The sequence below is a fragment of the Saccharopolyspora endophytica genome (genome assembly GCF_018070075.1).
GTDB lineage: Bacteria > Actinomycetota > Actinomycetes > Mycobacteriales > Pseudonocardiaceae > Saccharopolyspora > Saccharopolyspora endophytica.
On the sequence record NZ_JAGPXE010000003.1, the window covers coordinates 202,200 to 228,951 of the forward strand.

At 71.3% G+C, this 26,752-nt stretch carries 27 protein-coding genes; 11 read left to right on the forward strand and 16 right to left on the reverse strand.

Going from position 1 to position 26,752, the window contains the following annotated elements; genetic code table 11:
• Nucleotides 1-57: 57 nt before the first annotated feature.
• Nucleotides 58-675, reverse strand: a complete 618-nt coding sequence (locus tag KBO27_RS08540) for a TetR/AcrR family transcriptional regulator (protein WP_210969433.1) — start codon at nucleotides 673-675, stop codon at nucleotides 58-60.
• Between the two features lie 84 nt (nucleotides 676-759).
• Here KBO27_RS08540 and KBO27_RS08545 point away from each other — a divergent pair, with 84 nt between their 5' ends.
• Nucleotides 760-1,572 (forward strand): oxygenase MpaB family protein, encoded by an 813-nt coding sequence (locus KBO27_RS08545; protein WP_210969434.1) that lies wholly within the window; start codon nucleotides 760-762, stop codon nucleotides 1,570-1,572.
• A 230-nt stretch (nucleotides 1,573-1,802) separates the two neighbouring features.
• Here the strand turns inward: KBO27_RS08545 and KBO27_RS08550 are convergent, their stop codons facing one another.
• A complete protein-coding gene (locus KBO27_RS08550) occupies nucleotides 1,803-2,588 on the reverse strand; it encodes a DUF1932 domain-containing protein (RefSeq protein WP_210969435.1) in 786 nt (261 codons plus the stop codon).
• A 289-nt stretch (nucleotides 2,589-2,877) separates the two neighbouring features.
• On the opposite strand from KBO27_RS08550, the gene KBO27_RS08555 reads away from it, so the two are divergent.
• The 8 genes from KBO27_RS08555 to KBO27_RS08590 all read left to right on the forward strand — a co-directional run bounded on the left by KBO27_RS08555 (nucleotide 2,878) and on the right by KBO27_RS08590 (nucleotide 9,225).
• On the forward strand, nucleotides 2,878-4,182 hold the full coding sequence (locus KBO27_RS08555) for an MFS transporter (protein WP_210969436.1): 1,305 nt from the start codon (nucleotides 2,878-2,880) through the stop codon (nucleotides 4,180-4,182).
• An 85-nt stretch (nucleotides 4,183-4,267) separates the two neighbouring features.
• Nucleotides 4,268-5,785 (forward strand): PAS domain-containing sensor histidine kinase, encoded by a 1,518-nt coding sequence (locus KBO27_RS08560; protein WP_210969437.1) that lies wholly within the window; start codon nucleotides 4,268-4,270, stop codon nucleotides 5,783-5,785.
• 32 nt (nucleotides 5,786-5,817) lie between these two features.
• Nucleotides 5,818-6,486, forward strand: coding sequence for a response regulator (locus tag KBO27_RS08565; RefSeq protein WP_210969801.1), 669 nt, complete (start codon nucleotides 5,818-5,820; stop codon nucleotides 6,484-6,486).
• A gap of 145 nt (nucleotides 6,487-6,631) precedes the next feature.
• Nucleotides 6,632-7,342 carry an alpha/beta fold hydrolase gene (locus KBO27_RS08570; protein ID WP_210969438.1) on the forward strand — a complete coding sequence of 237 codons (711 nt, stop codon included), beginning with the start codon at nucleotides 6,632-6,634 and terminating at the stop codon, nucleotides 7,340-7,342.
• Between the two features lie 11 nt (nucleotides 7,343-7,353).
• Nucleotides 7,354-7,635, forward strand: a complete 282-nt coding sequence (locus KBO27_RS08575; RefSeq protein WP_210969439.1) for a muconolactone Delta-isomerase — start codon at nucleotides 7,354-7,356, stop codon at nucleotides 7,633-7,635.
• Nucleotides 7,632-7,985, forward strand: coding sequence for a protocatechuate 4,5-dioxygenase subunit alpha (gene ligA, locus KBO27_RS08580; protein ID WP_210969440.1), 354 nt, complete (start codon nucleotides 7,632-7,634; stop codon nucleotides 7,983-7,985). Before KBO27_RS08575 ends, ligA begins: the two co-directional genes overlap by 4 nt.
• A complete protein-coding gene (locus KBO27_RS08585; RefSeq protein WP_210969441.1) occupies nucleotides 7,978-8,832 on the forward strand; it encodes a class III extradiol dioxygenase subunit beta in 855 nt (284 codons plus the stop codon). Before ligA ends, KBO27_RS08585 begins: the two co-directional genes overlap by 8 nt.
• A 57-nt stretch (nucleotides 8,833-8,889) precedes the next feature.
• Nucleotides 8,890-9,225, forward strand: a complete 336-nt coding sequence (locus KBO27_RS08590) for a hypothetical protein (RefSeq protein ID WP_210969442.1) — start codon at nucleotides 8,890-8,892, stop codon at nucleotides 9,223-9,225.
• Between the two features lie 10 nt (nucleotides 9,226-9,235).
• Here KBO27_RS08590 and KBO27_RS08595 read toward each other — a convergent pair whose 3' ends face one another.
• The gene (locus KBO27_RS08595) at nucleotides 9,236-10,489 is read right to left on the reverse strand and encodes an amidohydrolase (protein WP_210969443.1); all 1,254 of its coding nucleotides are present in this window, start codon (nucleotides 10,487-10,489) and stop codon (nucleotides 9,236-9,238) included.
• Between the two features lie 164 nt (nucleotides 10,490-10,653).
• On the opposite strand from KBO27_RS08595, the gene KBO27_RS08600 reads away from it, so the two are divergent.
• On the forward strand, nucleotides 10,654-12,570 hold the full coding sequence (locus tag KBO27_RS08600; protein ID WP_210969444.1) for a primary-amine oxidase: 1,917 nt from the start codon (nucleotides 10,654-10,656) through the stop codon (nucleotides 12,568-12,570).
• A 4-nt stretch (nucleotides 12,571-12,574) separates the two neighbouring features.
• On the opposite strand, the gene KBO27_RS08605 is transcribed toward KBO27_RS08600, so the two are convergent.
• Entirely contained in the window at nucleotides 12,575-12,784 is a 210-nt protein-coding gene (locus KBO27_RS08605; protein ID WP_210969445.1) for a DUF2277 domain-containing protein, read from the reverse strand.
• A gap of 74 nt (nucleotides 12,785-12,858) precedes the next feature.
• Between KBO27_RS08605 and KBO27_RS08610 the strand changes: the two genes are divergently transcribed.
• A complete protein-coding gene (locus KBO27_RS08610) occupies nucleotides 12,859-13,647 on the forward strand; it encodes an MBL fold metallo-hydrolase (protein WP_210969446.1) in 789 nt (262 codons plus the stop codon).
• Nucleotides 13,648-13,657: 10 nt separating this feature from the next.
• On the opposite strand, the gene KBO27_RS08615 is transcribed toward KBO27_RS08610, so the two are convergent.
• The 12 genes from KBO27_RS08615 to qcrB form a co-directional block, all read right to left on the reverse strand.
• Entirely contained in the window at nucleotides 13,658-14,743 is a 1,086-nt protein-coding gene (locus KBO27_RS08615; RefSeq protein ID WP_210969447.1) for a DUF418 domain-containing protein, read from the reverse strand.
• 88 nt (nucleotides 14,744-14,831) lie between these two features.
• Nucleotides 14,832-15,509 (reverse strand): response regulator, encoded by a 678-nt coding sequence (locus KBO27_RS08620; protein ID WP_307870297.1) that lies wholly within the window; start codon nucleotides 15,507-15,509, stop codon nucleotides 14,832-14,834.
• On the reverse strand, nucleotides 15,506-16,708 hold the full coding sequence (locus tag KBO27_RS08625; protein WP_210969449.1) for a sensor histidine kinase: 1,203 nt from the start codon (nucleotides 16,706-16,708) through the stop codon (nucleotides 15,506-15,508). Before KBO27_RS08625 ends, KBO27_RS08620 begins: the two co-directional genes overlap by 4 nt.
• Nucleotides 16,709-16,812: 104 nt before the next feature.
• Nucleotides 16,813-18,150: an MFS transporter gene (locus KBO27_RS08630; protein WP_210969450.1), complete on the reverse strand. Its 1,338-nt coding sequence runs from the start codon at nucleotides 18,148-18,150 to the stop codon at nucleotides 16,813-16,815.
• A gap of 29 nt (nucleotides 18,151-18,179) precedes the next feature.
• Nucleotides 18,180-19,652 carry a mannitol dehydrogenase family protein gene (locus KBO27_RS08635; RefSeq protein WP_210969451.1) on the reverse strand — a complete coding sequence of 491 codons (1,473 nt, stop codon included), beginning with the start codon at nucleotides 19,650-19,652 and terminating at the stop codon, nucleotides 18,180-18,182.
• Nucleotides 19,653-19,662: 10 nt separating this feature from the next.
• Complete coding sequence (locus KBO27_RS08640) at nucleotides 19,663-20,649, reverse strand: LacI family DNA-binding transcriptional regulator (protein WP_210969452.1); 987 nt, start codon at nucleotides 20,647-20,649, stop codon at nucleotides 19,663-19,665.
• Between the two features lie 274 nt (nucleotides 20,650-20,923).
• Complete coding sequence (locus KBO27_RS08645) at nucleotides 20,924-22,219, reverse strand: hypothetical protein (RefSeq protein ID WP_210969453.1); 1,296 nt, start codon at nucleotides 22,217-22,219, stop codon at nucleotides 20,924-20,926.
• Between the two features lie 77 nt (nucleotides 22,220-22,296).
• Nucleotides 22,297-22,785, reverse strand: coding sequence for a winged helix-turn-helix domain-containing protein (locus KBO27_RS34165; protein WP_281420682.1), 489 nt, complete (start codon nucleotides 22,783-22,785; stop codon nucleotides 22,297-22,299).
• 197 nt (nucleotides 22,786-22,982) lie between these two features.
• Nucleotides 22,983-23,465 carry a DnaJ family domain-containing protein gene (locus KBO27_RS08655; RefSeq protein ID WP_210969455.1) on the reverse strand — a complete coding sequence of 161 codons (483 nt, stop codon included), beginning with the start codon at nucleotides 23,463-23,465 and terminating at the stop codon, nucleotides 22,983-22,985.
• 39 nt (nucleotides 23,466-23,504) lie between these two features.
• Nucleotides 23,505-24,014, reverse strand: a complete 510-nt coding sequence (locus KBO27_RS08660) for a mycothiol transferase (RefSeq protein ID WP_210969456.1) — start codon at nucleotides 24,012-24,014, stop codon at nucleotides 23,505-23,507.
• 96 nt (nucleotides 24,015-24,110) lie between these two features.
• The gene (locus KBO27_RS08665) at nucleotides 24,111-25,025 is read right to left on the reverse strand and encodes a ribonuclease Z (protein ID WP_210969457.1); all 915 of its coding nucleotides are present in this window, start codon (nucleotides 25,023-25,025) and stop codon (nucleotides 24,111-24,113) included.
• 43 nt (nucleotides 25,026-25,068) lie between these two features.
• A complete protein-coding gene (qcrB, locus tag KBO27_RS08670; RefSeq protein WP_210969458.1) occupies nucleotides 25,069-26,706 on the reverse strand; it encodes a cytochrome bc1 complex cytochrome b subunit in 1,638 nt (545 codons plus the stop codon).
• Nucleotides 26,707-26,752 lie beyond the last annotated feature (46 nt).

A 26,752-nucleotide genomic window follows, 5' to 3' on the forward strand; every position in this document is an offset into this window, starting at 1 on the left:
CTCCCGTCTGGGACGTGACCACCGGCGGTCACCGCGGTGGTCGGCGGGGACTGCCGGTTACTGCGGAAACTCGGAGGCGGCCAAGAAGATCTCGCTGCACCACTCGACGATCTCGGACTCCGACGCGTCCAGCCCGCCGTCGAGCCACGCGGTGAGCGTCTGGGTCAGGCCGCCGACCAGGAAGCTCGACAGCAGCTCCAGCCGGGCACCGCCCACCCCGTAGACCTGGCGCGCCTGCGTGCCCATCAGCTGGGTGAACAGCCGCGTCGATTCGGCCCGCCGGTCCGCCAGCGGCGTGCCCGCCAGGAACGGGGAGAACAGCAGCCGGCCGCGACGCGGATCCTCGGCGATGAGCCGCACGATCGTCGTCAGGCCGCAGCGCACCTTCCGCTCGGGCTCGTCGACGACGGTCACCGCGTCCAGCGCGGTGGTGGCGATCTCGTTGACGACGTGGTCGTAGACGGCGGTGGCCAGCTCGTCGCGGTCGGTGAAGCTCTCGTAGAAGTAGCGGTTGGCCAGCCCCGCCTGCCTGCAGACCCCGCGCACCGTCAGGCTCGGATCGCCGTCGGAGGAACCGAGGAGTTCCAGCCCGGCCTCGATGAACATGGCGCGACGTTCGGCCTGGCGGTCCGAACCCGTCACGCCGCCGTAGACGCGCAGAGGAGTGGTGGCCACCGAACCATCTTGACATCCCGCACCGCGACTCGTCTCATGGATTTGACAACGACCGTTCCCAGATCCGGCGGTGGAGGTCGTGCGATGCGGCGCAGCAGCGGCGTGGAGGACTCGGTCATGGGAGCCGGCCTGCTCGCCGGAGCGGCGAACGTGATCATGCAGCTCAGCCGTCCCGGCGTCGGGTACGGCGTGGTGGAGAGCCGCGTCGACAGCGGAAACCTGTTCAAGCGCCCGGTCAAGCGCACCCGCACCACGATCACCTACATCGCGGTGGCCACCCTCGGCACCGACGAGGAACGCCGGGCGTACCGGCGCGCGGTGAACGCGCAGCACGCCCAGGTCCGCTCCACCGAGCGGAGTCCGGTGTCCTACAACGCCTTCGACCCGGAGCTGCAGCTGTGGGTCGCGGCCTGCATGTACAAGGGGATCGAGGACGTCCACCGCCTGTTCCGCGACATCTCCGATCCCGACGAGCTCGACGCGATCTACCGCTTCTCGGCTCCGCTGGGCACGACGCTGCAGGTGCAGGAGGACATGTGGCCCGCCGACCGCGCCGAGTTCGACCGGTACTGGAACGCCCAGCTCGCCGAGGTCCACATCGACGACACCGTGCGCGAGCTCCTGCACGACGTGGCCGCGTTGAAGTTCCTGCCGAAACCGGTCAGCGCCGCGTTCGGTCCCTTCAACGTGTTCCTGACCACCGGCTTCCTGCCGCCGAGGTTCCGCGAGGAGATGCGCCTGCCTTGGACGGCACGCGACCAGGCCCGCTTCGACCGCATCATCGAGGTCGTCGCCGCGGTGCTCGGCCGCACTCCGCGCCCGCTGCGCCGCTTCCCGTTCAACCTCGCCCTGTGGGACCTGCGCCTGCGCATGCGACGCGGGATGCCGCTGGCGTAGCCGACTCGGACGGACCCGGAGGGTGCGAACATCAGCTGAGCGCTTGAACTTCGGTCGCCAGCCCCTCCTGGCCGGCCGCCCACGACGCCAAGAGGGCCAGGCCGTCCGCCGACCAGGGCCATCGTCTGCGCGGTCTTCTCGATCGCTCCGATCTGCGTCGTGACCCGGCATCGTCGTCGTGAATCGACCTGAACCCCCGGCTCAGGCGTGTTCTCGAAGAGGGCGATGCGTCAGCGGGGGTGGGTGCCGAGGTGGGCGTGGAGGTCTCGGCTGGCGGTGGCCATGGTGGGGGTGACGCCGAGGTCGGTGAGCATCTCGGTGGCCGCGGCCATCTCGTCGGTGCGGCGCACCGCGTGCTGGTAGGTGCCGGAGATGATGCGCTCCACAGTGGACTCACCGGCCGCGGTGAAGTCGGCGATGATGTTCTCCCGCAGCAGGTCCTCGAAACCGGCGGCCCTGGCGGCCTCCAGGGCTTCGACGATCGAGGCGGCCATCCCCTTGAAGTAGACGCTGCGCAACAACTTCCGGGTCGCCGCCAGCCCCGCCGGGCCGTCGAGCACCTCGACGTTCGCGCCGAAGCCGCGCAGCAGCCGGGCCGCGCGCTGCGCGCCGGACCCGCTGATCAGCAGCGGCACCTGGAGCCGCGGTCCGGGGACCGGCGCCATGATCGCCACGTCGGCGAACCGCACCCCGTGCTGGTCGGCGATCTCGGCCAGCCGCCTCTTCTTCTCCGGCGACGCCGTGTTGAGGTCGGCCCACACCGAACCCGCCGGGAGCGAGCCGATTCCGGCCTCCATCGCCTCCACGGCGACCGCCGAGCGGTTCACGCTGAGCACCAGGTCCGCGCCGGTCGCCGCATCGGACTCGCTGGTGGCGCCGACGAGGTCCGGCCCGGCCGCCACCGCGGGGTCGTAGCCGCGCACCACCGCGCCCGCCGCCGCCAGGTCGGCGCTGAACGCGCCGCCCGCTTCGCCCAGGCCCAGCACGCCGATCACGGTCCGCTCCGACTGCTCCATCCGGTGCCACCTCCAGTCGCTCCACCGTCGCATCCACCTCGAAAATAGCCCGTCGGGCAGCCGGTGGCCGTTGCGGTGTTCCCGGATTCACGCCTGAACGGTCCGCAGTGGACGTCCTGTCCGGTACTGCGACATGTGACGTATTCGTCCCGGGACGTGCGGCGCGGACGGGACGCGACACCGGACCCGCGTCCTGTGGAGGTGCGCGCACTTGGATGGCGGTGGCGGCCCGCCGCGGCCCGTGCCGGGCGCCCGTCGTGCCCATCCGCGTCCGAAGGAGTGCGCAGCCGTGGCAGAGTCAGGCAGCAACGCAGGCCCGTCGAGACGAACGATCCTCACCGCGAGCCTCGTCGGAACGTCCATCGAGTGGTACGACTACTACATCTTCGGCACCGCGGCCGCGCTGGTGTTCGGGACCCTGTTCTACCCGCAGTTCTCGCCGGCCGCCGGAACCATCGCCGCGTTCGGGACCTTCGCCATGGGCTTCATCGCCCGACCGCTGGGCGCGGCGCTGTTCGGCCACTTCGGCGACCGGCTCGGCCGGAAGTCGATGCTGGTCATCACCCTGGTCATCACCGGAGGCGCCACCTTCTGCATCGGGCTGCTGCCCACCTACGGCGCCATCGGCCTCGGCGCCCCGCTGCTGCTGGTCGGGCTGCGGCTGCTGCAGGGGCTCGCCGTCGGCGGCGAGTGGGGCGGCGCCGTGCTCATCGCCACCGAGCACGCGGAACCCCGGCAGCGCGCCTTCTACGGCAGCTTCGCCCAGTTCGGCGTCCCGATCGGCGTGCTGACCTCCAACCTCGCCTTCCTGGCCGTGTCCGGCATGCCCGACGACAGCTTCACCTCCTGGGGCTGGCGGATCCCGTTCCTGCTGAGCATCGTGCTGATCGTGGTGGGGATCCTGGTGCGCGCCCGGCTGCAGGACACCCACGACTTCGCCGAGGTCAAGCAGCAGGAGGGCGTGAGCAAGATGCCCTTCGGCGAGCTGGTGCGCACCGAACCCCGCAACCTCGTGCTGTCCTGCCTCGCCTCGATCGCCCCGCCGGCCACCGGCTACATGGTGATCGTCTACATGCTGAACTACGGCACCCAGGCCGCCGGGTTCAGCCGCCCGACCCTGCTGACCCTGATCCTGCTGTCGACGCTGGTGTGGATCGCGGCCATCGTGGTCGCCGCGATGGCCGCCGACCGCTACGGCGCGAAGAAGATCTACGTGCTGGGCGCGTTGACCGCCGTGATCTGGCCCTTCCCGATGTTCGCGCTGGTCGACACCGGGCACTGGGTCGCGGCCGGGATCGCGTTCTTCGTCGCCGCGATCGTGCAGGGCATCATGTCCGGGGCTCAGGGCGGTCTGTTCACCGAGCTGTTCGACGCCCGCTTCCGCTACAGCGGCATCTCCATCGCCTACCAGATGGGCGGCATGATCGGCGGTGCCCTGACACCCATCGTCGCGACCTCGCTCTACGCCGCCACGGGATCGTCCGGCCCGCTCGCGCTGTACCTGACGGCGCTGTGCGCGGTCACCCTGATCACCGTCCTCGGCCTGCGCACCCGCACCGCCGTCACCGCTGCGAAACCCGCGCCGACTGACTGAACCGGGCTTCCGCCAGAAGGCGCGTGGTTGCCTTCGCGCGTTCGGTGGGCCTTAGATTCAGGGTGGGCGACGGCGAGGAGGCTGCATGCGACCACCGGGACGCGCGCCGCTGGCGGGTGCCACCGCCGAGCCGGTCGTGCGCGCCCTGGTCGACGTCTCCGCCGACGGGCTGGCCGTGCTCGACGAGGACGGCCGCTTCGCCGAGGTCAACGCGGCCGGTCACCGCATCCTCGGCCTCGGTGAACGAGCGCTGCGCGGGCACCCCTCACCGTTCGAAGCCGGCCGCGCGCAACCGTCCTCGGACGTGCGCAGGCAAACCGAGTGGCAGGGCGGCGACGGGCGCTGGCAGCGCCTGGAGTACCGGATCTCGGAGCTGCTCGACGGGCGAGCGGCCGTCTGGTTCACCGACATCACCGAAACCCTGCGCGAGCAGGAGCGGCTCTCGGCGATCACCCGCGCCGCCGCCAGCGTCGCCGACTCCGGATCGCTGAGCGCCACCCTCGACGCCGTGGCGCGCGAGGTGTGGCGGACCGCCAACATCGCCGCCGTGCAGATCATGACGATCGAGCACCCGCGCGACGAGCTGCGCGTGGTGGGCATGGCCGGGTTCGGTGACACGGCCGGGTTCACCGAGCGGCTCAGCGAGTGCCGGAGGCTCGGCGCCGACGTGCGGTTCATCGAGGCCCTCGAACAGCGGCAGGCCGTGGTCGTGCTGCACCGCAAGCGGGTGATCATGAACGATCCGCGCTGGCTGCCGCTCAAGCAGATCATGAGCGAACCCGACTGGGACGGCTTCGTGTCGATGCCGCTGGTGGTGCGCGGCAGCGTGCTCGGCGTCCTCAACGCCTACTACGTGCCCGGCGACGATCCCGGCCCGAGCTCGTTGGCGTTCCTGTCGGCGATGGCCGACCACGCGGCGGTCGCCATCGAAACCGCCTCGCTGCTGGCCCAGACCCGCTCGCGCGCCCAGATGGAGGAGCGCCGGAAGCTCGCCCGCGACCTGCACGATTCCGTGGTGCAGCAGCTGTTCTCGATGGGCATGCAGGCCCGCGCGCTGCGTTCGCGCCTGGACCGCACCCGCGAAGGCGGTGCGGACGTGCGCGAGGGCGCCGAGGAGATGGTGGGACTGGCGCGCAACGCGCTGGCCGACCTGCGCGGGCTGGTGTTCGAGCTGCACCCGCTCGACCTCGCCGACCGCGGCCTGGTCGACGCCGTGCGCAGCTACGCCGCCGGGATCGAGGCCCGCAGCGGGCTCGTCGTCGAGGTGCACGCCGACGACGGGCTGGAGCTGGACCTGGGCGTCGACGTCGAGGAAGACCTCTACCGCATCGTCCAGGAGGCGCTGCACAACGTCGTCAAGCACGCCCGCGCCGGACGGGCCGACATCGAGTTCGGGCGCTCCGGGCGCGACGGCGGCGGGGTGACCGTGCGCATCACCGACGACGGCACCGGCGCCACCGCCGATTCCGGCAGCGGGACGAACCTCGGCCTGGTGTCGATGCGCGAACGCGCCGAGCGGTGGCGCGGCGGCCTCGTCGCCGGAGGCCAACCCGGTGGGGGATGGGCGGTCGAGGTCGCCCTGCCCGCCACCTCGGCCCGCTGAAGGAGTCCACGAGGGAGGAAGTGGTGACCGAGATGATCGCGACCGATGTGGTGCGCGTGCTGGTGGTCGACGACCACGCGATCGTCCGCCGAGGCCTGCGCGCCTACCTCGACGCCGAACCCACCCTGGAGATGCTGGGTGAGGCCGTCGACGGGCAGGACGCCGTGGCCCGGCTCACCCAGTGGCACGTCACCGGATCCCGCATGCCCGACGTGGTGCTGATGGACCTGCAGATGCCCAGGATGGACGGCGTCGAAGCCACCCGGGCCATCGCCCGGTCGCACCCGGAGCTCAAAGTGGTGGTGCTGACCAGCTTCGGCGAGGCCGAACGCGTCCACGCAGCGCTGACCGCCGGCGCGGCCGGGTACGTCCTCAAGGACGCCGACACCGACGAGGTCGCCACCGCCATCCACGCCGCCGCCACCGGGGAGGTCCACCTCGACTCGGCCGTGGCCCGGCTGCTCGCCCGCCGCATGGCCGCGCCCAAGACCGGCCTGACCTCGCTGACCAGCCGCGAGCGGGAGATCCTCGTCCTGGTGGCCCAGGGCCTGTGCAACCGCGAGATCGCCGAACGCCTGGTCATCAGCGAACGCACCGCCCGCACCCACGTCAGCAACCTCCTCGGCAAGCTCCAGCTCTCCTCCCGAACCCAAGCGGCCCTCCTCGCCATCCGGGAGGGACTGGTCTCCCCGCCCACGTGAACGGCTGGGAAGGGACGGATGTCTCGATCCGGTCGGTGCTCGGCGGCGGGTGTTGTGCCGTCAGGGGTCGGATCTGCGGGCGCGGGCGGGTTCGTAGGTTCGTGGGCAGGGTGGGCATCCGACTGGTAGGGGAGAAATCCGGGACATGGACGGGACTTTCGTGCTGGTGCACGGGGCGTGGCACGGCGGTTGGTGCTGGGACCGGGTGGCACCGCGGCTGAGGGCCGTCGGGCACGAGGTGCACGCGCCGACGCTGACCGGGCTCTCCGAGCGCTCCCACCTGCTCTCGCCGCAGGTCGGGCTGGACACCCACACCGAGGACGTCGTGCGCCACCTCGACGTGCTCGGGTTGCGCGACGTCGTGCTGGTCGGGCACAGCTACGCCGGTCAGATCGTCAGCGCCGTCGCCGACCGCAGGCCCGAGGTGGTGACCCGCAGGGTGTACCTCGACGCGTTCGTCGGCTCCGACGGCGAAGCCGCCGGAGATCTCCTGCCCGACCAGGTGCGCCACCACTGGGCCGAATCGGCCCTCAGCGACGGTTTCGGCTGGATGGTTCCGCCTCGCTCCCTGTCGGTGCTCGGCGTCAGCAAGCCCGAGGACGTCGACTGGCTCACCCCGAAGCTCACCCCGCACCCGTGGAAGACCTACACCGACCCGCTGCGCCTGACCGGAGCCGAGGCCGACGTGCCCGCGGTGTTCGTCGAATGCGTCGACTGGATGCGGGTCTTCCGCGTCCACGCCGCCCGCGCGCACGCCAGGGGCTGGCCGGTGCACGAGCTCAAGACCGGCCACGAAGCCATGGTCACCGCACCCGCCGAACTCGCCGATGCGCTCCTCGACATCGCCCGGAACTGACGGGAGAGCCCGTGGAATTCCTGGTCCGCTCCGAGAACCGGCTCCCGCCGGACACACCCGACGAACGACGCGCCGAGCTCAAGGCCGCCGAACGCGCCCGCGCCCTGCAGCTGCGCGAGCGCGGAGTTCTCAAGCGCTTGTGGCGGGTGCCCGGCCGCAACGCCACCGTCGGGCTCTACGAAGCCGACGACCCGGCGCAGCTGCACGAGGCGCTGATGTCGCTGCCGCTGTCGCGGTGGCTCGACGTCACCGTCGAAGCCCTGGCCACCCACCCGCAGGAGAGCGGCGCATGACCGAGATGGACGACATACCGGGGACGTTCGTCTTCGACGGGCACGCAGCGCGGCGCGGGTACCGGCTCAACAAGATGCTCATGTCCTTCCGCGACGCCGCCGCTCGGCAGCGGTTCCTCGCCGACGAGAGCGGCTACTGCGCCGAGTTCGGCCTCACCGACGCCCAGCGGGACGCCGTCCTCGACCGCGACTGGCAGGCGCTGTGCGAGGAGGGCGGCAGCATCTTCTCCGTCTTCAAGCTCGCGATGGTCGACGGCAAGTCCATGCAGCACCTCGGCGGTGCGTTCACCGGGATGACCGAGCAGGAGTTCGTGGCGATGATGCGCGCAGGTGGGAGGACCGGTGGCTGAGGTGATCTGGGGTCTGGCGACCTCCCACGTGCCCTCGATCGGCGCCGCCATGGACGGTGGCAAGACCCGGGACCCGTACTGGAAACCGCTCTTCGACGGCTACCTCCCGGCCCGCGAGTGGATGGCCGAGCGCACCCCGGACGTGGCGCTGGTGATCTACAACGACCACGCCAACGCCCTCGACCTCGACGTGGTGCCGACCTTCGCCATCGGCACCGCCGAGTCCTACCGGGTCGCCGACGAGGGCTTCGGCCCGCGCCCGGTGCCCGACGTCGCCGGTGCCCCGGAGCTGTCGCTGCACCTGCTGGAGAGCCTGGTCGACGACGGATTCGACATGACCGCGCTGCAGAGCCTCGACGTCGACCACGGCTGCACCGTCCCGCTGTCGGTGTACTGCCCCGATCCGGGCGAGCGGTGGCCGTGCGCGGTGGTTCCGCTGCTGGTCAACGTCATCCAGTACCCGCAACCCACGGCCGCCCGCTGCTACGCCCTCGGCAAGGCGATCGGTCGCGCCCTGCGGGCGTACCCGCCGGAGGTGGAGGTCGCGATCTTCGGCACCGGCGGGATGTCGCACCAGCTGGCCGGGGCGCGAGCCGGGCTCATCAACCCCGAGTTCGACCGGATGTTCCTGCGCGAGATCGAGACCGACCCCGAGCACCTGGCGGGCCTGTCCCGCGCCGACTACGTGCGCGAGGCCGGTTCCGAGGGCTTCGAGCTGGTGATGTGGCTGATCATGCGCGGCGCCCTGTCCGAGCAGGTCCACCGCGTGCACGACACCTACCACGTCCCGGCGTCCAACACCGCCGCCGCGCTGGCTCTCTTCGAGAACCGCCCCACGCCGAGTTGATCTCCGGCTACGGTGGGCGGCTGAGGCTGAACATCAGCCGGAACCGGAGGCGGTACCTTGTCGGCGGAGATCAAGCGCCCACTCGCACGAGCTGCGGGTGTGCTGGCGCTGATGGCGGTGTTCCTGGTCGTCGTGTGGTTCGACGATCCGACGGTCGGCGGGTTCCTCACCGGTGGGGTCCTCGCCGGTTTCGCCGGCCTGTGGTTGCCGACGCGGATCGGCATCGCCGTCACCCTGCCCTACGCGGTCGGCCTGTTCGTCGTGCAGCACGTGGGACACGGTCACGCGCCGGGCGCGGTGATGCTCATCGTCATCGGTGCGATCGCCTGCTTCGCGATCGGCGTCTTCGTGCGTTCCAGGCATGACAGCAGCGCCGCCGAACCGGAGGCGTGATCGCGCCGGATCAGCCGAGCCAGAGCGCGGCCGCGGTGACCAGGGCGGACGAAGCGCGCAGCAGGGTGGGTTCCAGGCCGGTCGGCACGAACTCGGGCGAGTGGTTGCCGGGCGCCTTCCCGGCCGCCACCGCCGCGTTCGGCCTCGCCGGGTCCGCGTAGAGCGCGGGGTCGAAGCCCCCGAAGTTCCAGAACACCGACGGCACCCCGGCCGCGGTGCCGAACGCGCCGAAGTCCTCGGAGCCGGCCTTCGCCTGCGGCGTGTGCACGACGTCCTCACCGAACTCCCCGGCGAAGGCGTCGGAGACCCGGCGTGCGGCGTCGACGTCGTTGACCAGCAGCGGGAACGAGTTGATCGGCTCGATGTCGGGTTCGCGGGGTGCGCCCGCCGCCGCGGCCTCGTGGCGGACGATGCGGCCGATGGCGGCCAGCACGGTCTCCCGCACCTCCGGGTCGAAGGTGCGCACGTTGAGCTTGAGCTCGGCGGTGGTGGGGATGACGTTCTCCTTGCCACCCGCGTGCACGGCGGCCACGGTCACCACCGCGACGTCCTCCGGGGAGATCTCCCGCGCCACCACGGTCTGCAACCGCAGCACGATCGAGGAGGCGATGACGATCGGATCGACCGTGGCCTGCGGCTGCGCGCCGTGCCCGCCCCGGCCGTGCACCGTGACCCGCAGGCTGTCGGCGGCGGCCATGAACACCCCGGGCCGCACGTACAGGTGCGTGCTCGGGGCCGAGGCGATGTGCTGGCCCAGGGCCACGTCGAAGGCGGGGAAGCGGTCCAGGAAACCGTCGTCGATCATCGCCTGCGCTCCGCCGCCGACCTCCTCCGCGGGCTGGCACACCGCCAGAACCGTTCCCGACCAGGCGTTTCGACGTGCGGCCAGCTGCTCGGCCGCACCGATCAGGGCCGCCATGTGCGCGTCGTGCCCGCAGGCGTGCATCACCGAGGACTCGTTGCCGTCCGCGTCGACGCCGACGGCCGTGCTGCGGTAGGGGACCTGTTCGACCTCGCGGACGGGCAGCGCGTCCATGTCCGCCCGCAGCAGCACGCCCGGCCCGTCGCCGTTGCGCAGCACGCCCACGACGCCGGTCCCGCCGACCCCGCTGGTCACCTCGTAGCCCGCGGTCCGCAGGCGCTGCGCCAGGACCCCGGCGGTGCGCTGCTCCTGGAACGACAGCTCCGGGTTCCGGTGCAGGTCCTCGTAGAGCTCGCGGACACCTGCGATGCGGTCTTCCAACCCGGCCAGCAGCCCGGACATCCCTGCTCCTCCCGTGGGCGACGGAGCCACCCTCGCACCTCGCACGTTCGAGGCGAAGCGCGTGGGGTCTCATCGGGGGATCGGCCTCGCCTGCGAGGGCCATCAGCGCCATGCTGGGGGTGGCCTGCCGCCGCCGGACCGGCGGCCGTTCTGGGGAGGGAAGCATGACCATCGCCGAACAGCCCGCCACCACGACCACGCACCCGCTGGACCCGATGACCGCCGAGGAGGTGACCGCGGTCCGCGCGGCGCTCGACGAAGCCGGGCTGCTCGGCGAGAACGTCCGGTTCACCTTCGTCGCGCTCGAAGAACCCGACAGGGACGCGGCGCTCGCCCACCGACCGGGAGAGGAAGCGGACCGCCGGTTCCGGGCGGTGCTGCTGGACCTGGCCACCGGCGTCTCGCACGACACCGTCGTCTCCGCCACCCGATCCACTGTGGACTCCGCGCGCCGGCTGGACCCGGCGGTCGACGGGCAGCCACCGATCATCGACACCGAGTTCGAGCTGGTCGAGGAGATCGTCAACGCCGACGAGCGCTGGACCTCCGCGCTGCGCAAGCGCGGCATCGACCCGGCCACGGTGCGCGCCGCGCCATTGTCGGCGGGCGTCTACGACGAACCGGGGGAGCGGGGCAAGCGCATCATCCGGTCGCTGGGGTTCCAGCAGCTCCACCCGGCCGACCACCCGTGGGCGCACCCGGTGGACGGGCTGTGCGCCTACATCGACCTCACCCACCGCGAGGTCACCCGCGTCATCGACCACCGCGAGCTGCCGGTCCCGCAGGAGTCCGGCAACTTCGACGACCCCGAGGTCACCGGACCGGCCCGCACGAGCCTGCGGCCGATCGAGATCACCCAGCCCGAAGGCCCCAGCTTCACCGTCGAGGGCCACCGGGTGCGCTGGGAGAACTGGGACCTGCGACTGGGTTTCAACGAGCGGGAAGGGCTCACCCTGCACCAGCTGTCGTTCCACCAGCGGCCGGTGCTGCACCGCGCGTCGATCGCCGAGATGGTGGTGCCCTACGCCGACCCGTCTCCGGTGCGGTTCTGGCAGAACTACTTCGACTGCGGCGAGTACATGTTCGCCCGCTACACCAACTCGCTGGAGCTGGGCTGCGACTGCCTCGGCGAGATCCACTACTTCGACGCGGTGGTGGCCGACGACTTCGGCAGGCCGCGCACCATCCGCAACGGCATCTGCATGCACGAGGAGGACTACGGGGTGCTCTGGAAGCACACCGACCTGTTCACCGGCTCGCAGGAGACCCGGCGGCAGCGCCGGCTGGTGATCTCGTTCTTCACCACCGTCGGCAACTACGACTACGGCTTCTACTGGTACTTCTACCTCGACGGCACCATCCAGCTGGAGTGCAAGGCCACCGGGATCACCTTCACCTCCGCCTACCCCGCCGAGGGCCACGAGCACGCCACCCAGATCGCCCCCGGCCTGGGCGCCCCGTTCCACCAGCACCTGTTCTGCGCCCGGCTCGACCCGGCCGTGGACGGGCAGCGCAACGCGGTGGAGGAGGTCGAGGCCGAACGCCTCCCGGTCAGCGAGACCAACCCGCGCGGAAACGCGTTCCGGGCCAAGAGGACCCGGCTGAGCACCGAGGGCCAGGCCGCCCGGCTCGCCGACAACTCCCGGGCCCGGACCTGGCACATCGTCAACCCCGGCAGCCAGAACCGCTACGGCGACAACGTCTCCTACGTCCTGCACCCCGAAGGCCAGCCGGTCATGCTCGCCGACGAGTCGGCCTCTGTGCACGCCCGGGGAACGTTCGCGACCAAGCACCTGTGGGTCACCCGCTACGACCCCGAGCAGCGCTACCCGGCGGGCGACCTGGTCAACCAGAACCCCGGTGGCGCCGGCCTACCGGCCTGGACGGCGGCGGACCGCGACATCGACGGCCAGGACATCGTCGTCTGGCACACCTTCGGGCTCACCCACTTCCCGCGGCCCGAGGACTGGCCGATCATGCCCGTCGACCGTGCGGGGTTCACGCTCACACCGGTCGGGTTCTTCGACCGCAACCCCACCCTCGACGTGCCGCGCTCGACCGGCGCCGACTGCCACGGGTAGTGATCTACCGGCCTCTGACCTGCAGCGATCCGAGGAGCTTGGCGGTGGCGCGCTCGATCTCGTCCACCGCCTGTTCGAAGCTCTCGGCGTTGTGGGCGGCCGGTGCCCGGAACCCGGAGATCTTGCGGACGTACTGCAGGGCGGCGGCCCGGACGTCGGCGTCGGAGACCTGCTCGGCGTAGGGCGGGCGGAGGGTCTTGATGCTGCGGCACATGCCCGCATTGTCCGCCTCACCTCTGACAGGAACCAGCGGTAGCGTGGGCGCGGCGCCGACACCGGGGAGGGACGATGGGGCTGCCGATCTGCGCGACCTGCGGGATGCAGTACGCCGAGGCACGCGAGGACTGCCCGATCTGCGAGGACGAACGCCAGTGGGTTCCGCGCGAGGGCCAGCAGTGGACCGACCTGGACAGCCTCCGGGCCGAGCGCAGCGCCGCGCTGCGCGACGAGGGCGGCGTGCTCGGCATCGGCTGCGAACCGAAGTTCGCCATCGGCCAGCGGGCTCTGCTGGTGCGCACCGACGCGGGCAACGTCCTCTGGGACTGCACGGCCTACCTGGACGACGAGATCATCAGCGCCATCGACGATCTGGGCGGTCTGGTCGGCATCGCCATCAGCCACCCGCACTACTACACGACGATGATCGAGTGGGCCCGCGCCTTCGACGTGCCCATCCACCTGCACGAAGCCGACCGGCAGTGGGTCGGCCGCCCGGACCCGGCGATCCGGTTCTGGAGCGGCACGACCCACGAGATCGTCCCCGGCCTGACTCTGATCAACCTCGGCGTCCACTTCGCGGGCGGCACGGTCCTGCACAGCGCCGCCGGGCGGGGGTCGCTGTTCACCGGCGACATCGTCCAGGTCATCCCGGACCGCGCGCACGTCGGCTTCATGTACAGCTACCCGAACCTCATCCCGGAACGCCCCAGCGTCGTGCAACGGGCCGCCGAGCTGCTCGACGAGCTCGCCTTCGACTCCCTGCACGGGGCCTGGTGGGACACGGTGATCCCCACCGGCGCCCACGAGATCGTCCAGCGCTCGGCGGCCCGCTACCTGCGGTTCGTGCGCGAGGCGTGAGGTCGCGGACCTAGGCGGGCCTGCGCCGCAGCGGCATCGGCTTCCACCAGGTCGCGCTGCGCAGCGCCCACTCCGCGGGTCCGTAGCGGAACCTCCCGAGCCACCAGTGGCTGAAGGCGGCCTGGACGGCGAGAACGATCAGCGCCAGCACCAGCGCGGTGGTCCAGTCGGTGGATTCGCGCAGGCCCAGGGGTCCGGCCGCGGCGACGACGAGGAGCGTGGCGGTGAGGTAGTTGGTCAGCGCCATCCGGCCGAGCGGTCCCACCAGCGCACCCAGCGGTCGGCCGAACCTCGTGCGGAGCACGAGCAGGAACGCCGAGGCGTAGGCGACGGCACCGAGAACACCGGCCGCCGCCGTGATGCGGGTGGTCAGCGGACCGTCCGGCGGGTACACCAGCTGCGCCCAGACGGCCGCCACGCTCAGCACCACCGCGATGGCCAGCACCGCGACGAGCTGTCCGGGACGGCGGTCGATGGTCCGCGCGATGCCGGTCCGGGCGCACGCCAGTCCCAGCAGGAACAGCCCTGGGATGCTGAACATCCCGCCCGAGACCACGGTGAACCCGGCGACGGCGGCGAGAACGCTCGCGGGCACCAGGACCCGGGTCGGCAACCACGACGCGGGCAGCAGGACCAGCAGCCCGAAGATCGCGTAGGGCAGCAGCGCCTCGCCCGGCTGGAGCACGTGGTGGGCGGCGCCGAGGAGCCCGAGGACGAGCAGCCGGCGCGCCAGCATCAGGCGGGGACGGCGGGAGCGCTGCTGGGCGCCCTCCAGGAACAGCGAGAAGCTCAGCCCGAACAGGAACGCGAAGATCGGGTAGAAGTGCTGCTCCACCAGCATCCCGAGGCCGTTGGAGATGAGGCGCGACGCGCCGTTCTCGGACCCGTGTGCCATGCGGGTGATCTGCGGGATGTTGACGAGCAGGATGCCGCAGAGCGCGAAGCCCCGGAGGGCGTCCCACTCGGTGACCCGGCGCGGCGCGGACTCGCCGGTGGAAGCCGGCCTGCTCCGGCCCGGACCGACCGGGTGGTGAGGTTGTGGATCAGCGCTTCGGGCCACGACCGCCCGAGAGGATTCGCTTGCTGAGGTGCTCATGACCGCTACGGTGCACCGCGGGCGCGGTTCCCCGCCTCGGCCCGCGGGCCGATCTCCCTCGGCCGAAAGTCCGGAATCCGGCGGATCGTCAGCCGGTGTGGTCGGCGGTGACGGCGCCGGTCGACCACGCCCACGCCGCGATCTCCACCCGGTTGCGCGTCCCCAGCTTGGACTGGATGTTGGTCAGGTGGGTCTTAACCGTCCCGAGCGAGAGGTACAGCTCGCCGCAGATCTCCTGGTTGGTGCGGCCCACCGCCACCAGCCGCGCCACGTCCAGTTCGCGCTCGGACAGCACCGCGGGCGGTGTTCGGGCTCGATCCGGTGCCTCCCGGGTCTCCAGCCGGTGCAGCAGCCGGACCGTCACCGCCGGTGAGATCAGCGCGTCCCCGCGGTGCGCGGCCTCCACGGCTTCGACCAGCAGCGCCGGGCTGGCGTCCTTGAGCAGGAAGCCGCAGGCGCCGTTGCGCAACGCCTCGTGCACGTAGTCGTCCTGGTCGAAGGTGGTCACGACCACCACGCGCATCGGTTCGGCGGTGGCGGGACCGGCCAGGACCCGGGTCACCTCCAAGCCGTCGAGCTCGGGCATCCGGATGTCGACCAAGCAGACGTCCGGGCGGAGCCGCCGGGCCAGCTCGACGCACTCGGCGCCGTCGGCGGCCTCGCCGACCACCTCGATGTCCGGCCGGGCGTCGAGGATCATCCGGAAACCGCTGCGCACCAACCGCTGGTCGTCGGCGATGAGCACTCGTGTCGGGGTGTCGCTCACGTCGACGAGTCTGGCACGCCCAGCACCGGGAAGTCGGCGGCGATGCGCCATCCGCCGTCGGGCGTGGCGCCGGCTTCCATCGTGCCGTCCACGGCGGACACCCGTTCGCGGAGTCCGACGACGCCGAACCCGCCGTGCCCGCCCACGGGCAGCGCGGTCCGCTCGGCGGGCGGGGTGTTGGCGACCTCGACCCGCAGCCGGTCGTCGGGCAGGTCGATCCGCACCGAGACCAGCGCGCCCGGCGCGTGCCGCCGCGCGTTGGTCAGCGACTCCTGCACCAACCGGTGCACGGAGGTCTCCACCTCGGGGGCGAGTCGCGCGCTGCGAGCGGCCGCGGCGACCGACAGCGTCGCGCGCTGGTCCTCGCCGGTGCAGAAATTGCTGACCAGCGCCGCGATCTCGCTGAACAGCGCCCCGTGGCGCCGGGGCGGGGCGTCGACCTCCCGCAGCACCCGGACCAGCCGCCGCATGGAATCGAGCGTCTCGGTCCCCGCGTCGTGGATGTCGGTCAGGATCGCGTCGATCTTCTCGGGCGCCGTGTCGCGGATCGCGCGCGCCGCGTTGGCCTGCACCACGATCCCGGTGACGTGGTGGGCGACGAAGTCGTGCAGGTCGCGCGCCAGTTCCAGGCGCTCGCCCTGCCGCACCGACTCCACCGCGCGGGCCCGGCGGGAGTCGAGGACGCGCAGGTATGAGCCCAGACCGATCACGCCACCGGTGGCGAAGGTGAGCAGGAACGAGAAGGTGAGCACGGAGGTGAACTCCTCCGGGTCCCAGCCGAAGGTCCGCGCCGGTCCGATGATCACGGCGAAGCCGAGCGGCACCGCGACCGCCGGTACGGGGATCCGGCGGCACGCGCGGCCGAGCAGGATCAGCAGGCAGATCGACTCCAGCACGCCCCAGTTGCCCTTGACCTCGGTCGTCAGCAGCATCGTCGCGGTCAGCGCCAGCGAGCCGACCGCGGCGATCCAGCAACGCCGGTGCAGCGAGACGTACCGGTCGGGGATGAACAGCAGCAGCGCGGCGACGGCTCCGGCGACCAGCGGCGGGATCCAGTTGTTGTCCCCGTCGCGGATGCCGTCGGAGGACTCCAGGTCCAGCAACCACACGAGCAGCAGCGCCCCGCACAGCCCGGCGGTGAGCGCGTGCCGGGCGGGGCGGGGGAGGGCAGGGCCCTCGTCGGGAACCTCGTTGTGCACGTCGAAAGGCTAGGACATGCGGGTTCCCCGCCGGATCAGCCGCGCGGACGATGCGGCGGAGCGGGCATCGGCCGCGTGGCCGATGCCCGCTCCGGGTGCACGTCTCAGATCGCGTCGTGGGCGACGTTGAGGTCGCGGTCCTTGGTCTCCGGGGCGAGGAGGGAGGCGATGAAGCTGATCGCCATCATCACCATCATGTAGATCGCGACCGGGACCCACGATCCGCCGAACGCGGCCATCAGCCCCGCGCAGATCAGCGGCGCGACGCCACCGCCGACGACCGAGGAGAACTCGCGGCCCAGGGCCACGCCCGCGTAGCGGTAGCGGTTGCCGAACAGCTCCGGGAAGTAGCTCATCTGGACGCCGACCGAACCGTGGCAGGCCAGGATGAACCCGAGCACGATCGCCACCGTGATCGCCACCGGCGAGCCGGTGTTGAGCGCGATGAACGTCGGCACCGGCAGCAGCACCAGCGCGCCCATGATGGTGGAGTAGACGCTCCTGCGGCCGACCACGTCGGACAGCGCGCCGAACCCGAAGGCGGCGATGCCGCCGCAGATCGCGCCCAGCAGCAGCACCTTCGGCACGAACGCCTTGTCCACCCCGACCGCGGAGACCAGGTAGGAGGCCATGAACACCTGGTAGGTGTAGGACTGGGCGTTGGAACCGACGTTGAGGAAGAACGCCAGCAGCAGAGGCTTGCGGCCCTTGCGGAACGTCTCGGCGACCGGCGCCTTCGTCTCGCCGACCTGCTCCTTGAGCTCCTGGAACACCGGGCTCTCGTTGAGCTTGCGCCGGATGATCAGCGCGGCGATCGTGACCAGCAGGCTGCTGCCGAACACCAGCCGCCAGCCCCAGCTCATCAAGGCGTCCTCGGGCAGCGACTGGGCGAGGATCCACGCGACCGCTCCGAGCGCGGTGCCCAGCGCGGCACCGGTCATCACCAGCGACGCCAGCGCGCCGCGCTTGCCCCTGCCCGCGGTCTCGGTGAGCAGCGTGGCGCCACCGGCCTGCTCGGCACCGGCGCCCATGCCCTGGAAGAACCGGCACGCGACCAGCAGGATCGGCGCTAAGAGCCCCACCTGCGAATAGGTGGGCAGCAGGCCGATGGCCAGCGTGGACCCGCCCATCAGCAGCAGCGTGGCCACCAGGACCCACTTGCGGCCCAGCCGGTCACCGAAGCGGGAGAAGATCAGCCCGCCCAGCGGCCGCGCGGCGAACCCGACCGCGTAGGCGCTGAAGGAGGCCAGGATCCCGGCGACCGGCGAGATGTTCGGGAAGAACAGCTTGCTGAAGATCAGCGCCGACGCGGTGCCGTAGATGACGAAGTCGTACTGCTCCAGCGTCGTGCCGATCAGCCCTGCCCACGCCGCGCGCCGCACGGCCTTGGGGTCGGGAGGGGTTTCGGTGGTGTCCGCAGTGGAACTTCTTTGTTCGCTCATGGGTCCACGCAATCTCGTCGTGCGGTCCGTTATCCGTTGGCTTGCAGGGCTTCTTCGGTCGCCGCGGCGACCCCGTGGGAGCCGAGCACGTCGACGAGCTCGGCGACCCGCGCCTGGAACTCCTGGTGCGCGGCGAGTTCGTCGCCGAGCAGTCCGTCGCGCAGAGCGGCGGCGACGAACTCGCGCGTGCCGGAGGCGTTCGCGCGCGCGGTGCGCAGCGCCTCGGCGCCCGGATCCACCATCGCCGCGGTGTGCTCGGTGGTCCCGGGCGCGGTGGTGCAGCGCAGGTAGGCGGCCACGCTCAGCGCGAGGTGCTGCGGCACCCGACCGGCCTTGAGGTGCAGCGCGGCCGGTTCCGGGACGCGCTGGGCGAGCTTGGTCGAGCCGTCGGAGCCGACCTGCCGGGTGCGGTGGCCCAGCGCGCTGTTGCTCCAGCGCGTGAACAGCTGGGCGGAGTAGTCCTCGAAGTCGATGTCGGCGGGCATCGTCAGCGTCGGGAGGTAGTCGGCGCGCATCAGCCGCCGCGCGGCCTCGGCGATGTGCGGCCGGGCGATCGCCTCGGCGATGAGGTCGCAGCCGTCGAGCGCGCCCAGGTAGGCGATGAGCGAGTGCGTGCCGTTGAGCAGCCGCAGCTTCATCAGCTCGTAGGGCTCGACGTCGTCGGTGAAGGTGACCCCGCCGTGCTCCCAGGCCGGACGTCCGGCGGCGAAGTGGTCCTCCAGCACCCACATGCTGAACGGTTCGGCGGGCACCGGGGCCTCGTCGCGCAGGCCGAGCCGGTCGGCGACGGCCTGGCGGTAGGCGTCGGTGGTCGCCGGCACGATCCGGTCGACCATCCCGTTCGGGAAGCTGACCGATCCGCGCAGGTAGGCGAGCAGGTCTTCGCGCTCGGCGGCGGGCAGGGCCTCGGCGAACTCGCGCACCAGGCGCCCGGTGAGCTCACCGTTGCCGGTGAGGTTGTCGCAGCTCAGGATCGCCACCGGCGAGGCGTGCGTGGCCGCGCGGCGCTGGAGCGCGCGGGCCAGCCGGCCGATGGTGGTGCGCGGTGCGCCACCGGCCAGGTCGGCTCGGATCCCCGGGTCGTCGAGGTCGAGGGACTTGGTGCGCGGCGAGTAGCTGTAGCCCTTCTCGGTGATCGTCAGCGTGACGATGCGGGTCTCGTGCGCCGACAGCGCGTCCAGCACGGCGTCCGGCTGCTGCGCGGCGACCAGCACGTCGCTGTGCACGGCCGGGACGCCGACCTCGGTGCGCTCCGGGGAGATCTCCACGACCCCGTAGCGCATGTCCTGCTCCCGCATGGCCTCGGCGATCGCCGCCGAGGAGTTGGCCACGCCGACGATCGCCCACGGCCCCTCGGTGTGCTCCAGCGCGCGGGCGGTGTGCACGGCCTGGTGCGCGCGGTGGAAGTTGCCGAGTCCCAGGTGGACGATGCCCGGCGCGCCCAGCGAGCGGTGGTGCTGCAGGGCGGAGACGGGCGTGGTGGACGCGTTGAGTCGTTGCATGGCGAACCAATCAGGCGGGCCGGCGGGCGGCGGGAGCGGTCGAGTCGCGCACGACCAGGTGCGCGGGCAGCAGGTGCTTGCGCGGCGGCGGGCGGTGGCCGCCCAGGATCGGGCCGAGCAGCTCCATGCTCATCGATCCCGCCTTGGACCACGGGATGGAGATGGAGGTCAGCGACGGCCGGGAGACCTCGGTGAGCGCCACGTCGTCGATGCCGATGACGCTGAGCCCGTCGGGGACCTGCACGCCCAGCGCGCGAGCGCCCTTGATCACGCCGAAGGCGACCAGGTCGTTGTGGGTGATCACCGCCGATGCGCCGGTGGCCAGCACGCTGGCGGCCACGGCCGTTCCGGCGGCGACGGTCTCGGCGTGCCAGTCCAGCACGTGCAGCGCGATGCCGGCCTCGGCGGCGAGGGCTTCGACGAGTCGCACGCGGCGGGGGCTGGACCAGGAGTGGGTGGAGCCGGAGACGAACGCGATGCGCTCGTGGCCCAGCGCGGCGAGGTAGTCGACGGCCTGGCGCAGGCCGTCGCCAGCGTCGGCGAGCACGCAGTCGACGGCGTCGTGCTCCTGGTTGATCAGCACTGACGGCGTCGACCCGCACAGCTCGACGAGCTCGTCGGCCGGCAGCCGCGACGAGCACAGCACGATGGCCGAGACCTGGCTGCGCAGGTGCGCGATGGCCTCGCGTTCGCGCTCCGGGTCGCGGTCGGTGTCGTGGAGCACCAGGGTGTGCCTGCGCCTGCGGCCTTCGCCCTGCGCCGCCTTGACCAGCGTGCCGTAGACGGGGTTGGCGATGTCGGGCACGACCATCGCCACCGTGGAACCGGCGACCTGCGCCTCGGCGGGCTTGGCGGTCTGGTAGCCCAGCTCCTGGGCCGCGTCGAGCACCTTGCGCAAGGTGTCCGGGCCGAGCCGCTGCGGGTCGCTGAAGGCGCGCGAGGCCGTGGACAGCGCGACGTCGGCGCGTTTCGCCACGTCGGTCAAGGTCGGCGCCATCGCCCCTCCGCTCCGTCGCACCCCGGCGGTGCGCCGGGCAGAGCAGATCTTGACCAACCTTGCGCAAACTTGTCAACCTCTTGCCGAACTCACCCGCCCAGAGCCCGCCGCAGGACGGCTGGGTGCTCGCCGCCGGAGACAACGGCCGCGGGCAGTGCGATGTCGCGTCGCGGCGCGACGTCGTAGCCGTCGCCGCCGGGACGCCGCAGTCGGCAACAACGACGACGGTCAATGCGACACCGCGCAGTGGCACATCCGGTCGGACTGAGCGGGACTAGTCGAGGGCGGTGCCGGATTGGCCCAGGGCTTCGCCGACGCGCAGCCGGTAGAGGCGGGTCGGACGGCCGCGCCGGGTGGGTTGCGCGCTGCCCTCGGAGGTGACCAGTTCGGCGGTGCCGAGCTTGCGGATCAGCCGCCTCCCGCTCGGGTCGGTGATGCCGAGCAAGGTGGCCAGCTCGCTGGGCGAGACCGCGCGCCCGCCCAACTCGCGCTCCAGCGACACCAGGCGGGACAGCGTCGTCGGACTCAACCCGACCTCGCGGGCCGTCCGCTCCAGCTCGGCGCTGTGGTCCCGGTAGGCGAACTCGGTGCGCCGTCCGCCACCACCGATCGGTCCGATGATGATGCCGCTGTCCTCGATGACGAACCCGCACGAGTGCGGCTCGGCCTCGGCGCGCACCGCCGCGCGCTCGGCGAGCGAGATCCCGGCGCGCACCGAAGCGCCCAGGCCGAAACCGGCGGCGATGCGCACGTCCATGCTGCGCTCGGCCTGCTGCAGTGCGGGAACCACCTGCCAGCCCGCGGTCGCGCGCTCCAGCAGTGCCTTGTGGGCGAACAGGACCAGTCCGCGCTTGCCGCGGTTCTCCACCCAGGAACCGGCCAAGTGCGGGTCCTGCAGCAGGATCTCGCGCAACCCCGCCCGCGCGCGCTCGACGTCCTCACCGTCGCGGACCTGGAAGACCCCGGCGGCGAAGCGGGAATCCTCGGCCTGACCGGCCTTCACCCGCAGCAGCAGGTCCTGCAGCTCGGCGCGCACGGATGCCGCCAGCAGGTCGGTGTCGACCACCGGTGCCTCCGCGCGCAGCGCCTCCGCGACCTCCAGGCGCGGGGTGATCACCACGCCGCCGTTGCGCAGCGCCGCGCGGTGGTGGTCCACGATCTCCGCGATCGGCTGTCCCGTGGCGTACGGGAGCGCGGAGTGGCGGACGCCGAGCGTGGTGGCGACCTCCTGGATCACGTGGTGGTCGAAGGTGTCGATGCTGGCCCTGCGGTGCTCGGGGTAGTCGCTGCGCATCCTGGCGACCGCCAGGGCCAGCTCGAGCGAGCTCGGCCGAGCCACGGCCATCGGCAGGTCCTCCGGGACCTCACCGCGCACGGCCTCGTAGGAGCGCGGGCCGATGAGCAGCCCGTTCACCCCCGGCGAGGCGAGCAGTTCCCGTAATCGGTCCCCGGCCTGGGCGGGTTCCCCGCAGATGGCCCAGCGCAGGGTCACGCCGGAGACGGTGCTCGCTGCCTGGCGGAAGACCTCCTGGTGCCGCGTGTGCACCAGGACGCCGATCACCACGCTCATGTCCCCACCCGGATTCAGTTCGCCGACGAAACTTCACCAGGATTGCGCGATCGCTGGTCGGGGTCAACGCGATCGGTCTAGTCGGTGATGATTCGGATGCGCTCGGCGTGATCGAGTCGATATCCGACGCCGCGCACCGTCGTGATGAGATCCATCTCGGGACCGAGCTTGTTGCGGATCCGGCGGACGTGGACGTCGACCGTGCGCGTGCGGGGTTCGCTGGAGAAGTCCCACACCGCCGCCAGCAGCGTGTTGCGGTGGTGCACCCGTCCGGGGTTGCGGGCCAGGAACAGCAGCAGGTCGAACTCCAGCCGCGTGAAGCGGATGTGGGTGCCGTCCGGGCGGACGATCTGCCTGGCGGCGACCAGGATTCGCAGCGTCGGCGACTCCACCGGAGCGGCGTCCACCGTGGACTGCGCCGGGATCGCCTCGCGCAGCTCGGCGTTGCGGGTCAGTATCCTCTCCAGGAGACCCAGGTCTTCGCGGGTGACCACGAATCGAGCGGTGACCTCGACGAGACCGGCGTCGGCCGGGGCGAAGTCCGCTGTGGTCGGTTCCAGCGTCATGGCACGTTTCTCCATCGCTGCGGGGTGTGAGCGGGCGGGAGCGGAAGAGCTCAACCGCGCGGACACGCAGCGGAGGCGACCCACAGCAGGTCGATGTGCGCGCGCTGCACCAGCAGCGGTCCGGAGGCCATGCCACCAGATGGAATCAGGGTCGGTGACCCTCGTCAAAGCGTGCTCGTACAGTGGGAATACGCAGGTCAGCGACGGAACCAGCGGCGCCGGCGCGGCTTGGGGGCCTGCGCGGCGGCCGGTTTCGGGATTTCGGGAGGCTGTGGGGCCGGTCGTTGCGACCGCCAGCGCTCGACCAGCGAGTCCACGTTGACCGGTGCGATCGCGATCTGCGGGCCGGCCGGGAAGCGCAGGTGCTCGACGATGCGCCGGTTGAGCTCGGCGGCGACCTCGCGCACGGCCTGCTCGCTGGTCAGCTCGGCGATGGTCTCGGGCAGCCGGTCGATCTCGCGCCGCAGGCGCAGGGGAGTGGGCAGCAGCGCGTCACCGGAGAGACCCTCGCGGCGGATCTGCTCCTTGATCCACCACTGCTCGTCCAGCGGCTCCCCGGCCCCCGGCAGCGGCTTGCCCGAACCGGGCAGGTCGTCGAACTCGCCGCGCTCTTGGGCGGTGCGGATCTGCCGGTCCACCCACGACTCGAAGGTGACCCCGGGAGGTTTGCGCTCGGCCATGACGCGATTGTCCGGGACGAGCGCCGGCCCGCGCCACCGTCAGAGGGCGCGGCGCAGGAACCCGTTGAGCAGCGCGGCCTGGCCGGCGTGCTGCAGGTCGTCGGCGATCACGCTCACCAGGCGCACGCCGAGGGTGACCGGCGGGGACCAGCTGGCGTCGATGATCTCGTCCAGGTCGGCGTCTCCGAGGCCGGTGACGAACCGCAGCGTCTGCTCGTGCACCGCGTCGTAGTAGCCGGTCAGCAGCTCACCGGAGGCGCGCACCGACTCGACCTGATCCGAGTCGTGGCCGTAACCGGTGTCCTCCTCGTCCAGCGGCAGCCCGAACCGCGCGGCCCAGTTCTGCACCAGCCACACCTGCTCGGTCTCGGCGACGTCGGCGATGTGATCGTCCTGCACCCGCGCCAGGTGCCACAGCAACCAGGCGATCGAGTTGGAGTCGGGGTCGATGCGGTGCGCCAGCGCCTCCTCGTCGAGACCGACGACCGCTTCGTGCACCACTCCCTGAATCCGGCTGAACGCATCGACGAGCACATCGGCGCTGGTCATCCGGTCCCGCTCCTCACATCCGGCGGCAAACGCTTGCGCACACCGTACGGCGCGCCGGCCTCAGCGGCAGCGGATCCGAGACGGCGTGTTGCGGTGTCAGCGGCGCGGCGGGACCGGGATGCGGTCGAGATCGGACGCGACGACGATCGTGCCGTCGAAGACCTCAGCCGCCTCGTCGTGGAAGCGGCGCGGATCGGTGTAGCGCTGCGAGAAGTGGGTCAGCACCAGGCACCGCACCCCGCAGTCGGCCGCGACCCGGGCGGCCTGCCCGGCGGTCAGGTGCCGGTACCGATCCGCCAGGTCGGCGTCCTGGTCGAGGAAGGTCGATTCGATCACCAGCATGTCCGCGTCGTCGGCGAGCTCGAACACGCCGTCGCAGAGCCGGGTGTCCATCACGAACGCGAACCGCTGACCGGGTCGCTCCTCGCTGACCTCCGCCAGCTCCACGGTCCGGTCGCCGACCCGCACCGATCCCTCCCGCTGGAGCCTGCCGATGTCGGGTCCGCGCACGCCCAGCTCCGCCAGCGCGTCCGGCAGCATGCGGCGGCCGTCGGGTTCTTCGAGCCGGTAGCCGAACACCTCGATGCGGTGTTCCAGCCGCACCGCCCGCAACGATCCGAACGGACCTCGCGCGATCGTGCCGTCGCCGGTGATCGGGTGCTCGTCGAGCTGGACCGTGTCGTCGTAGGCCGCCGCGTAGCGCAGGTGGCCGAAGAACTTCGCGCCCGACGCCGGGTAGTGCGCGTGCACCGCGCCGCGAACCCGGTCGCTCGACATCCGGTGCACCACGCCGGGCACCCCCAGGCAGTGATCACCGTGGAAGTGGGTGATGCACAGGTGGTCGACGTCGTTGGCGCTGACGCCGGCGAAGGTCATCTGCCGCTGCGTGCCCTCACCCGGGTCGAACAGCAGCCCCAGACCGTCCCAGCGCAGCAGGTAGCCGTTGTGGTTGCGGGTGCGGGTCGGCGCCTGGCTTGCCGTGCCGAGCACGACGAGTTCCCGGTTGGACACGTCGAGCACCCTATGCGCCGGACCGGCTCGCGCGGAGCGGGCCTCAGTCTTCGGGCGGGCGTGGTCGACCGGATTTCACCGGCGATTCCTCGTCGTGTTCCTGCGCGGACTCCAACGCCCGGGTTTCCTCGGGCGGGTCGGGCCGCAGCAGGCTGCCGGGGACGGAGTGCCCCGCGGCGCCGAGCTTGTTCATCTTCTTGGGCACCGGCGCGCCCTGGTAGTCCAGCGGTTCCGGGTGACCGTGCCCGTCGACCGGGCCGAGCGGCTGGTGCACCTCGATGAACTCGCCGTGCGGGAGCCGCTTGACGATGCCTGTTTCCACGCCGTGCTCCAGCACCTCGCGGTCGCTGCGCTGCAACCCGATGCAGATCCGGTAGGTGATGTAGTAGGCCAGCGGCGGGAGCACCAGCACCCCGACGCGCCCGGCCCAGGTCATCATGTTCAGCGACAGGTTGAACACGAAGGCGACGATGTCGTTCATCCCGGAGATGAGCACGACGACGAAGAACGCGATCGCCATCATGCCCAGCGAGGTGCGGACCGGGTTGTCGCGCGGCCGCTGCAGCAGGTTGTGGTGCGCGTCGTCGCCGCTGAGCTTGCGCTCCAGCATCGGGTACATCGCGGCGACGGTGAACACCAGGCCCATGCCCAGGATCAGCGGGAAGAACGGCGATCCGATGGTGAACGGACCGAGGTAGAGCTCCCACGGCGGCCACAACCGGCCCATCCCGTCGGTCCACATCATGTACCAGTCCGGCTGGGAGGCCGAGGAGACCTTCGACGCGACGTAAGGGCCGAAGTTCCAGATCGCGTTGATCTGGAAGATGCCGCTCATGACCGCCAGCACGCCGGTGACGATGAGGAAGAACCCGGTCGCCTTCACCGCGAACACCGGCATGATCCGCACGCCCACCACGTTGGACTCGGTGCGCTTGGGGCCCGGGTACTGGGTGTGCTTCTGGTACCACACGATCGCCAAGTGGACCGCCACGAGCGCGAGGATGATCCCGGGCAGCAGGAACACGTGGAACAGGTAGAAGCGCGGGATGATCTCGGTGCCGGGGAACTCCGCGCCGAACAGCAGCCAGTGCAGCCACGTGCCGATGACCGGGATGGACAGCAGGATGCCGGAGGCGATCCGGAGGCCGGTGCCGGAGAGCAGGTCGTCGGGCAGCGAGTAGCCGATGAAGCCCTCGAACATGCCCAGCACGAACAGGCTGACGCCGATGAGCCAGTTCGTCTCGCGCGGGCGGCGGAACGCGCCGGTGAAGAAGATCCGGAACATGTGCGCCACGATCGCGGCCATGAAGATCAGCGCGCCCCAGTGGTGCAGCTGCCGGGCGAACATCCCGCCCCTGACCTCGAAGGAGATGTCGAGCGTGCTCTCGAACGCCCGGGACATCTCGACGCCGCGCAGGTTGGTGTACCGGCCGTCGTAGGTCACCTCGGCCATCGAGGGGTCGAAGAAGTACGCGAGGTAGGTGCCGGTCAGCAGCAGGACGATGAAGCTGTAGAGGGCGATCTCGCCGAGCAGGAATCCCCAGTTGGTGGGGAAGACCTTGTTGAGCTGGCGCCTCATCCCCGGTGCCGCGCGGAACCGCTGGTCCAGCTCGTCGGCTCCCTCGGCCACCGAGCGGGACAGCTTGCTCTCGGGCTTCGTCGGCTGGGTCAGCTTGCTCATGTCGACCCCAGGTGTCCCGGATTCACGACATTGCCGACCCAGACTA

Coding starts and splice junctions, on each gene's coding strand:
- KBO27_RS08545 (WP_210969434.1), top strand. CDS start 760: ATGCGGCGCAGCAGCGGCGTGGAGGACTCGGTCATGGGAGCCGGCCTG.
- KBO27_RS08550 (WP_210969435.1), bottom strand. CDS start 2,588: ATGGAGCAGTCGGAGCGGACCGTGATCGGCGTGCTGGGCCTGGGCGAA.
- KBO27_RS08560 (WP_210969437.1), top strand. CDS start 4,268: ATGCGACCACCGGGACGCGCGCCGCTGGCGGGTGCCACCGCCGAGCCG.
- KBO27_RS08565 (WP_210969801.1), top strand. CDS start 5,818: ATGATCGCGACCGATGTGGTGCGCGTGCTGGTGGTCGACGACCACGCG.
- KBO27_RS08570 (WP_210969438.1), top strand. CDS start 6,632: ATGGACGGGACTTTCGTGCTGGTGCACGGGGCGTGGCACGGCGGTTGG.
- ligA (WP_210969440.1), top strand. CDS start 7,632: ATGACCGAGATGGACGACATACCGGGGACGTTCGTCTTCGACGGGCAC.
- KBO27_RS08595 (WP_210969443.1), bottom strand. CDS start 10,489: ATGTCCGGGCTGCTGGCCGGGTTGGAAGACCGCATCGCAGGTGTCCGC.
- KBO27_RS08600 (WP_210969444.1), top strand. CDS start 10,654: ATGACCATCGCCGAACAGCCCGCCACCACGACCACGCACCCGCTGGAC.
- KBO27_RS08605 (WP_210969445.1), bottom strand. CDS start 12,784: ATGTGCCGCAGCATCAAGACCCTCCGCCCGCCCTACGCCGAGCAGGTC.
- KBO27_RS08610 (WP_210969446.1), top strand. CDS start 12,859: ATGGGGCTGCCGATCTGCGCGACCTGCGGGATGCAGTACGCCGAGGCA.
- KBO27_RS08615 (WP_210969447.1), bottom strand. CDS start 14,743: ATGAGCACCTCAGCAAGCGAATCCTCTCGGGCGGTCGTGGCCCGAAGC.
- KBO27_RS08630 (WP_210969450.1), bottom strand. CDS start 18,150: ATGAGCGAACAAAGAAGTTCCACTGCGGACACCACCGAAACCCCTCCC.
- KBO27_RS08635 (WP_210969451.1), bottom strand. CDS start 19,652: ATGCAACGACTCAACGCGTCCACCACGCCCGTCTCCGCCCTGCAGCAC.
- KBO27_RS08640 (WP_210969452.1), bottom strand. CDS start 20,649: ATGGCGCCGACCTTGACCGACGTGGCGAAACGCGCCGACGTCGCGCTG.
- KBO27_RS08645 (WP_210969453.1), bottom strand. CDS start 22,219: ATGAGCGTGGTGATCGGCGTCCTGGTGCACACGCGGCACCAGGAGGTC.
- KBO27_RS34165 (WP_281420682.1), bottom strand. CDS start 22,785: ATGACGCTGGAACCGACCACAGCGGACTTCGCCCCGGCCGACGCCGGT.
- KBO27_RS08655 (WP_210969455.1), bottom strand. CDS start 23,465: ATGGCCGAGCGCAAACCTCCCGGGGTCACCTTCGAGTCGTGGGTGGAC.
- KBO27_RS08660 (WP_210969456.1), bottom strand. CDS start 24,014: ATGACCAGCGCCGATGTGCTCGTCGATGCGTTCAGCCGGATTCAGGGA.
- qcrB (WP_210969458.1), bottom strand. CDS start 26,706: ATGAGCAAGCTGACCCAGCCGACGAAGCCCGAGAGCAAGCTGTCCCGC.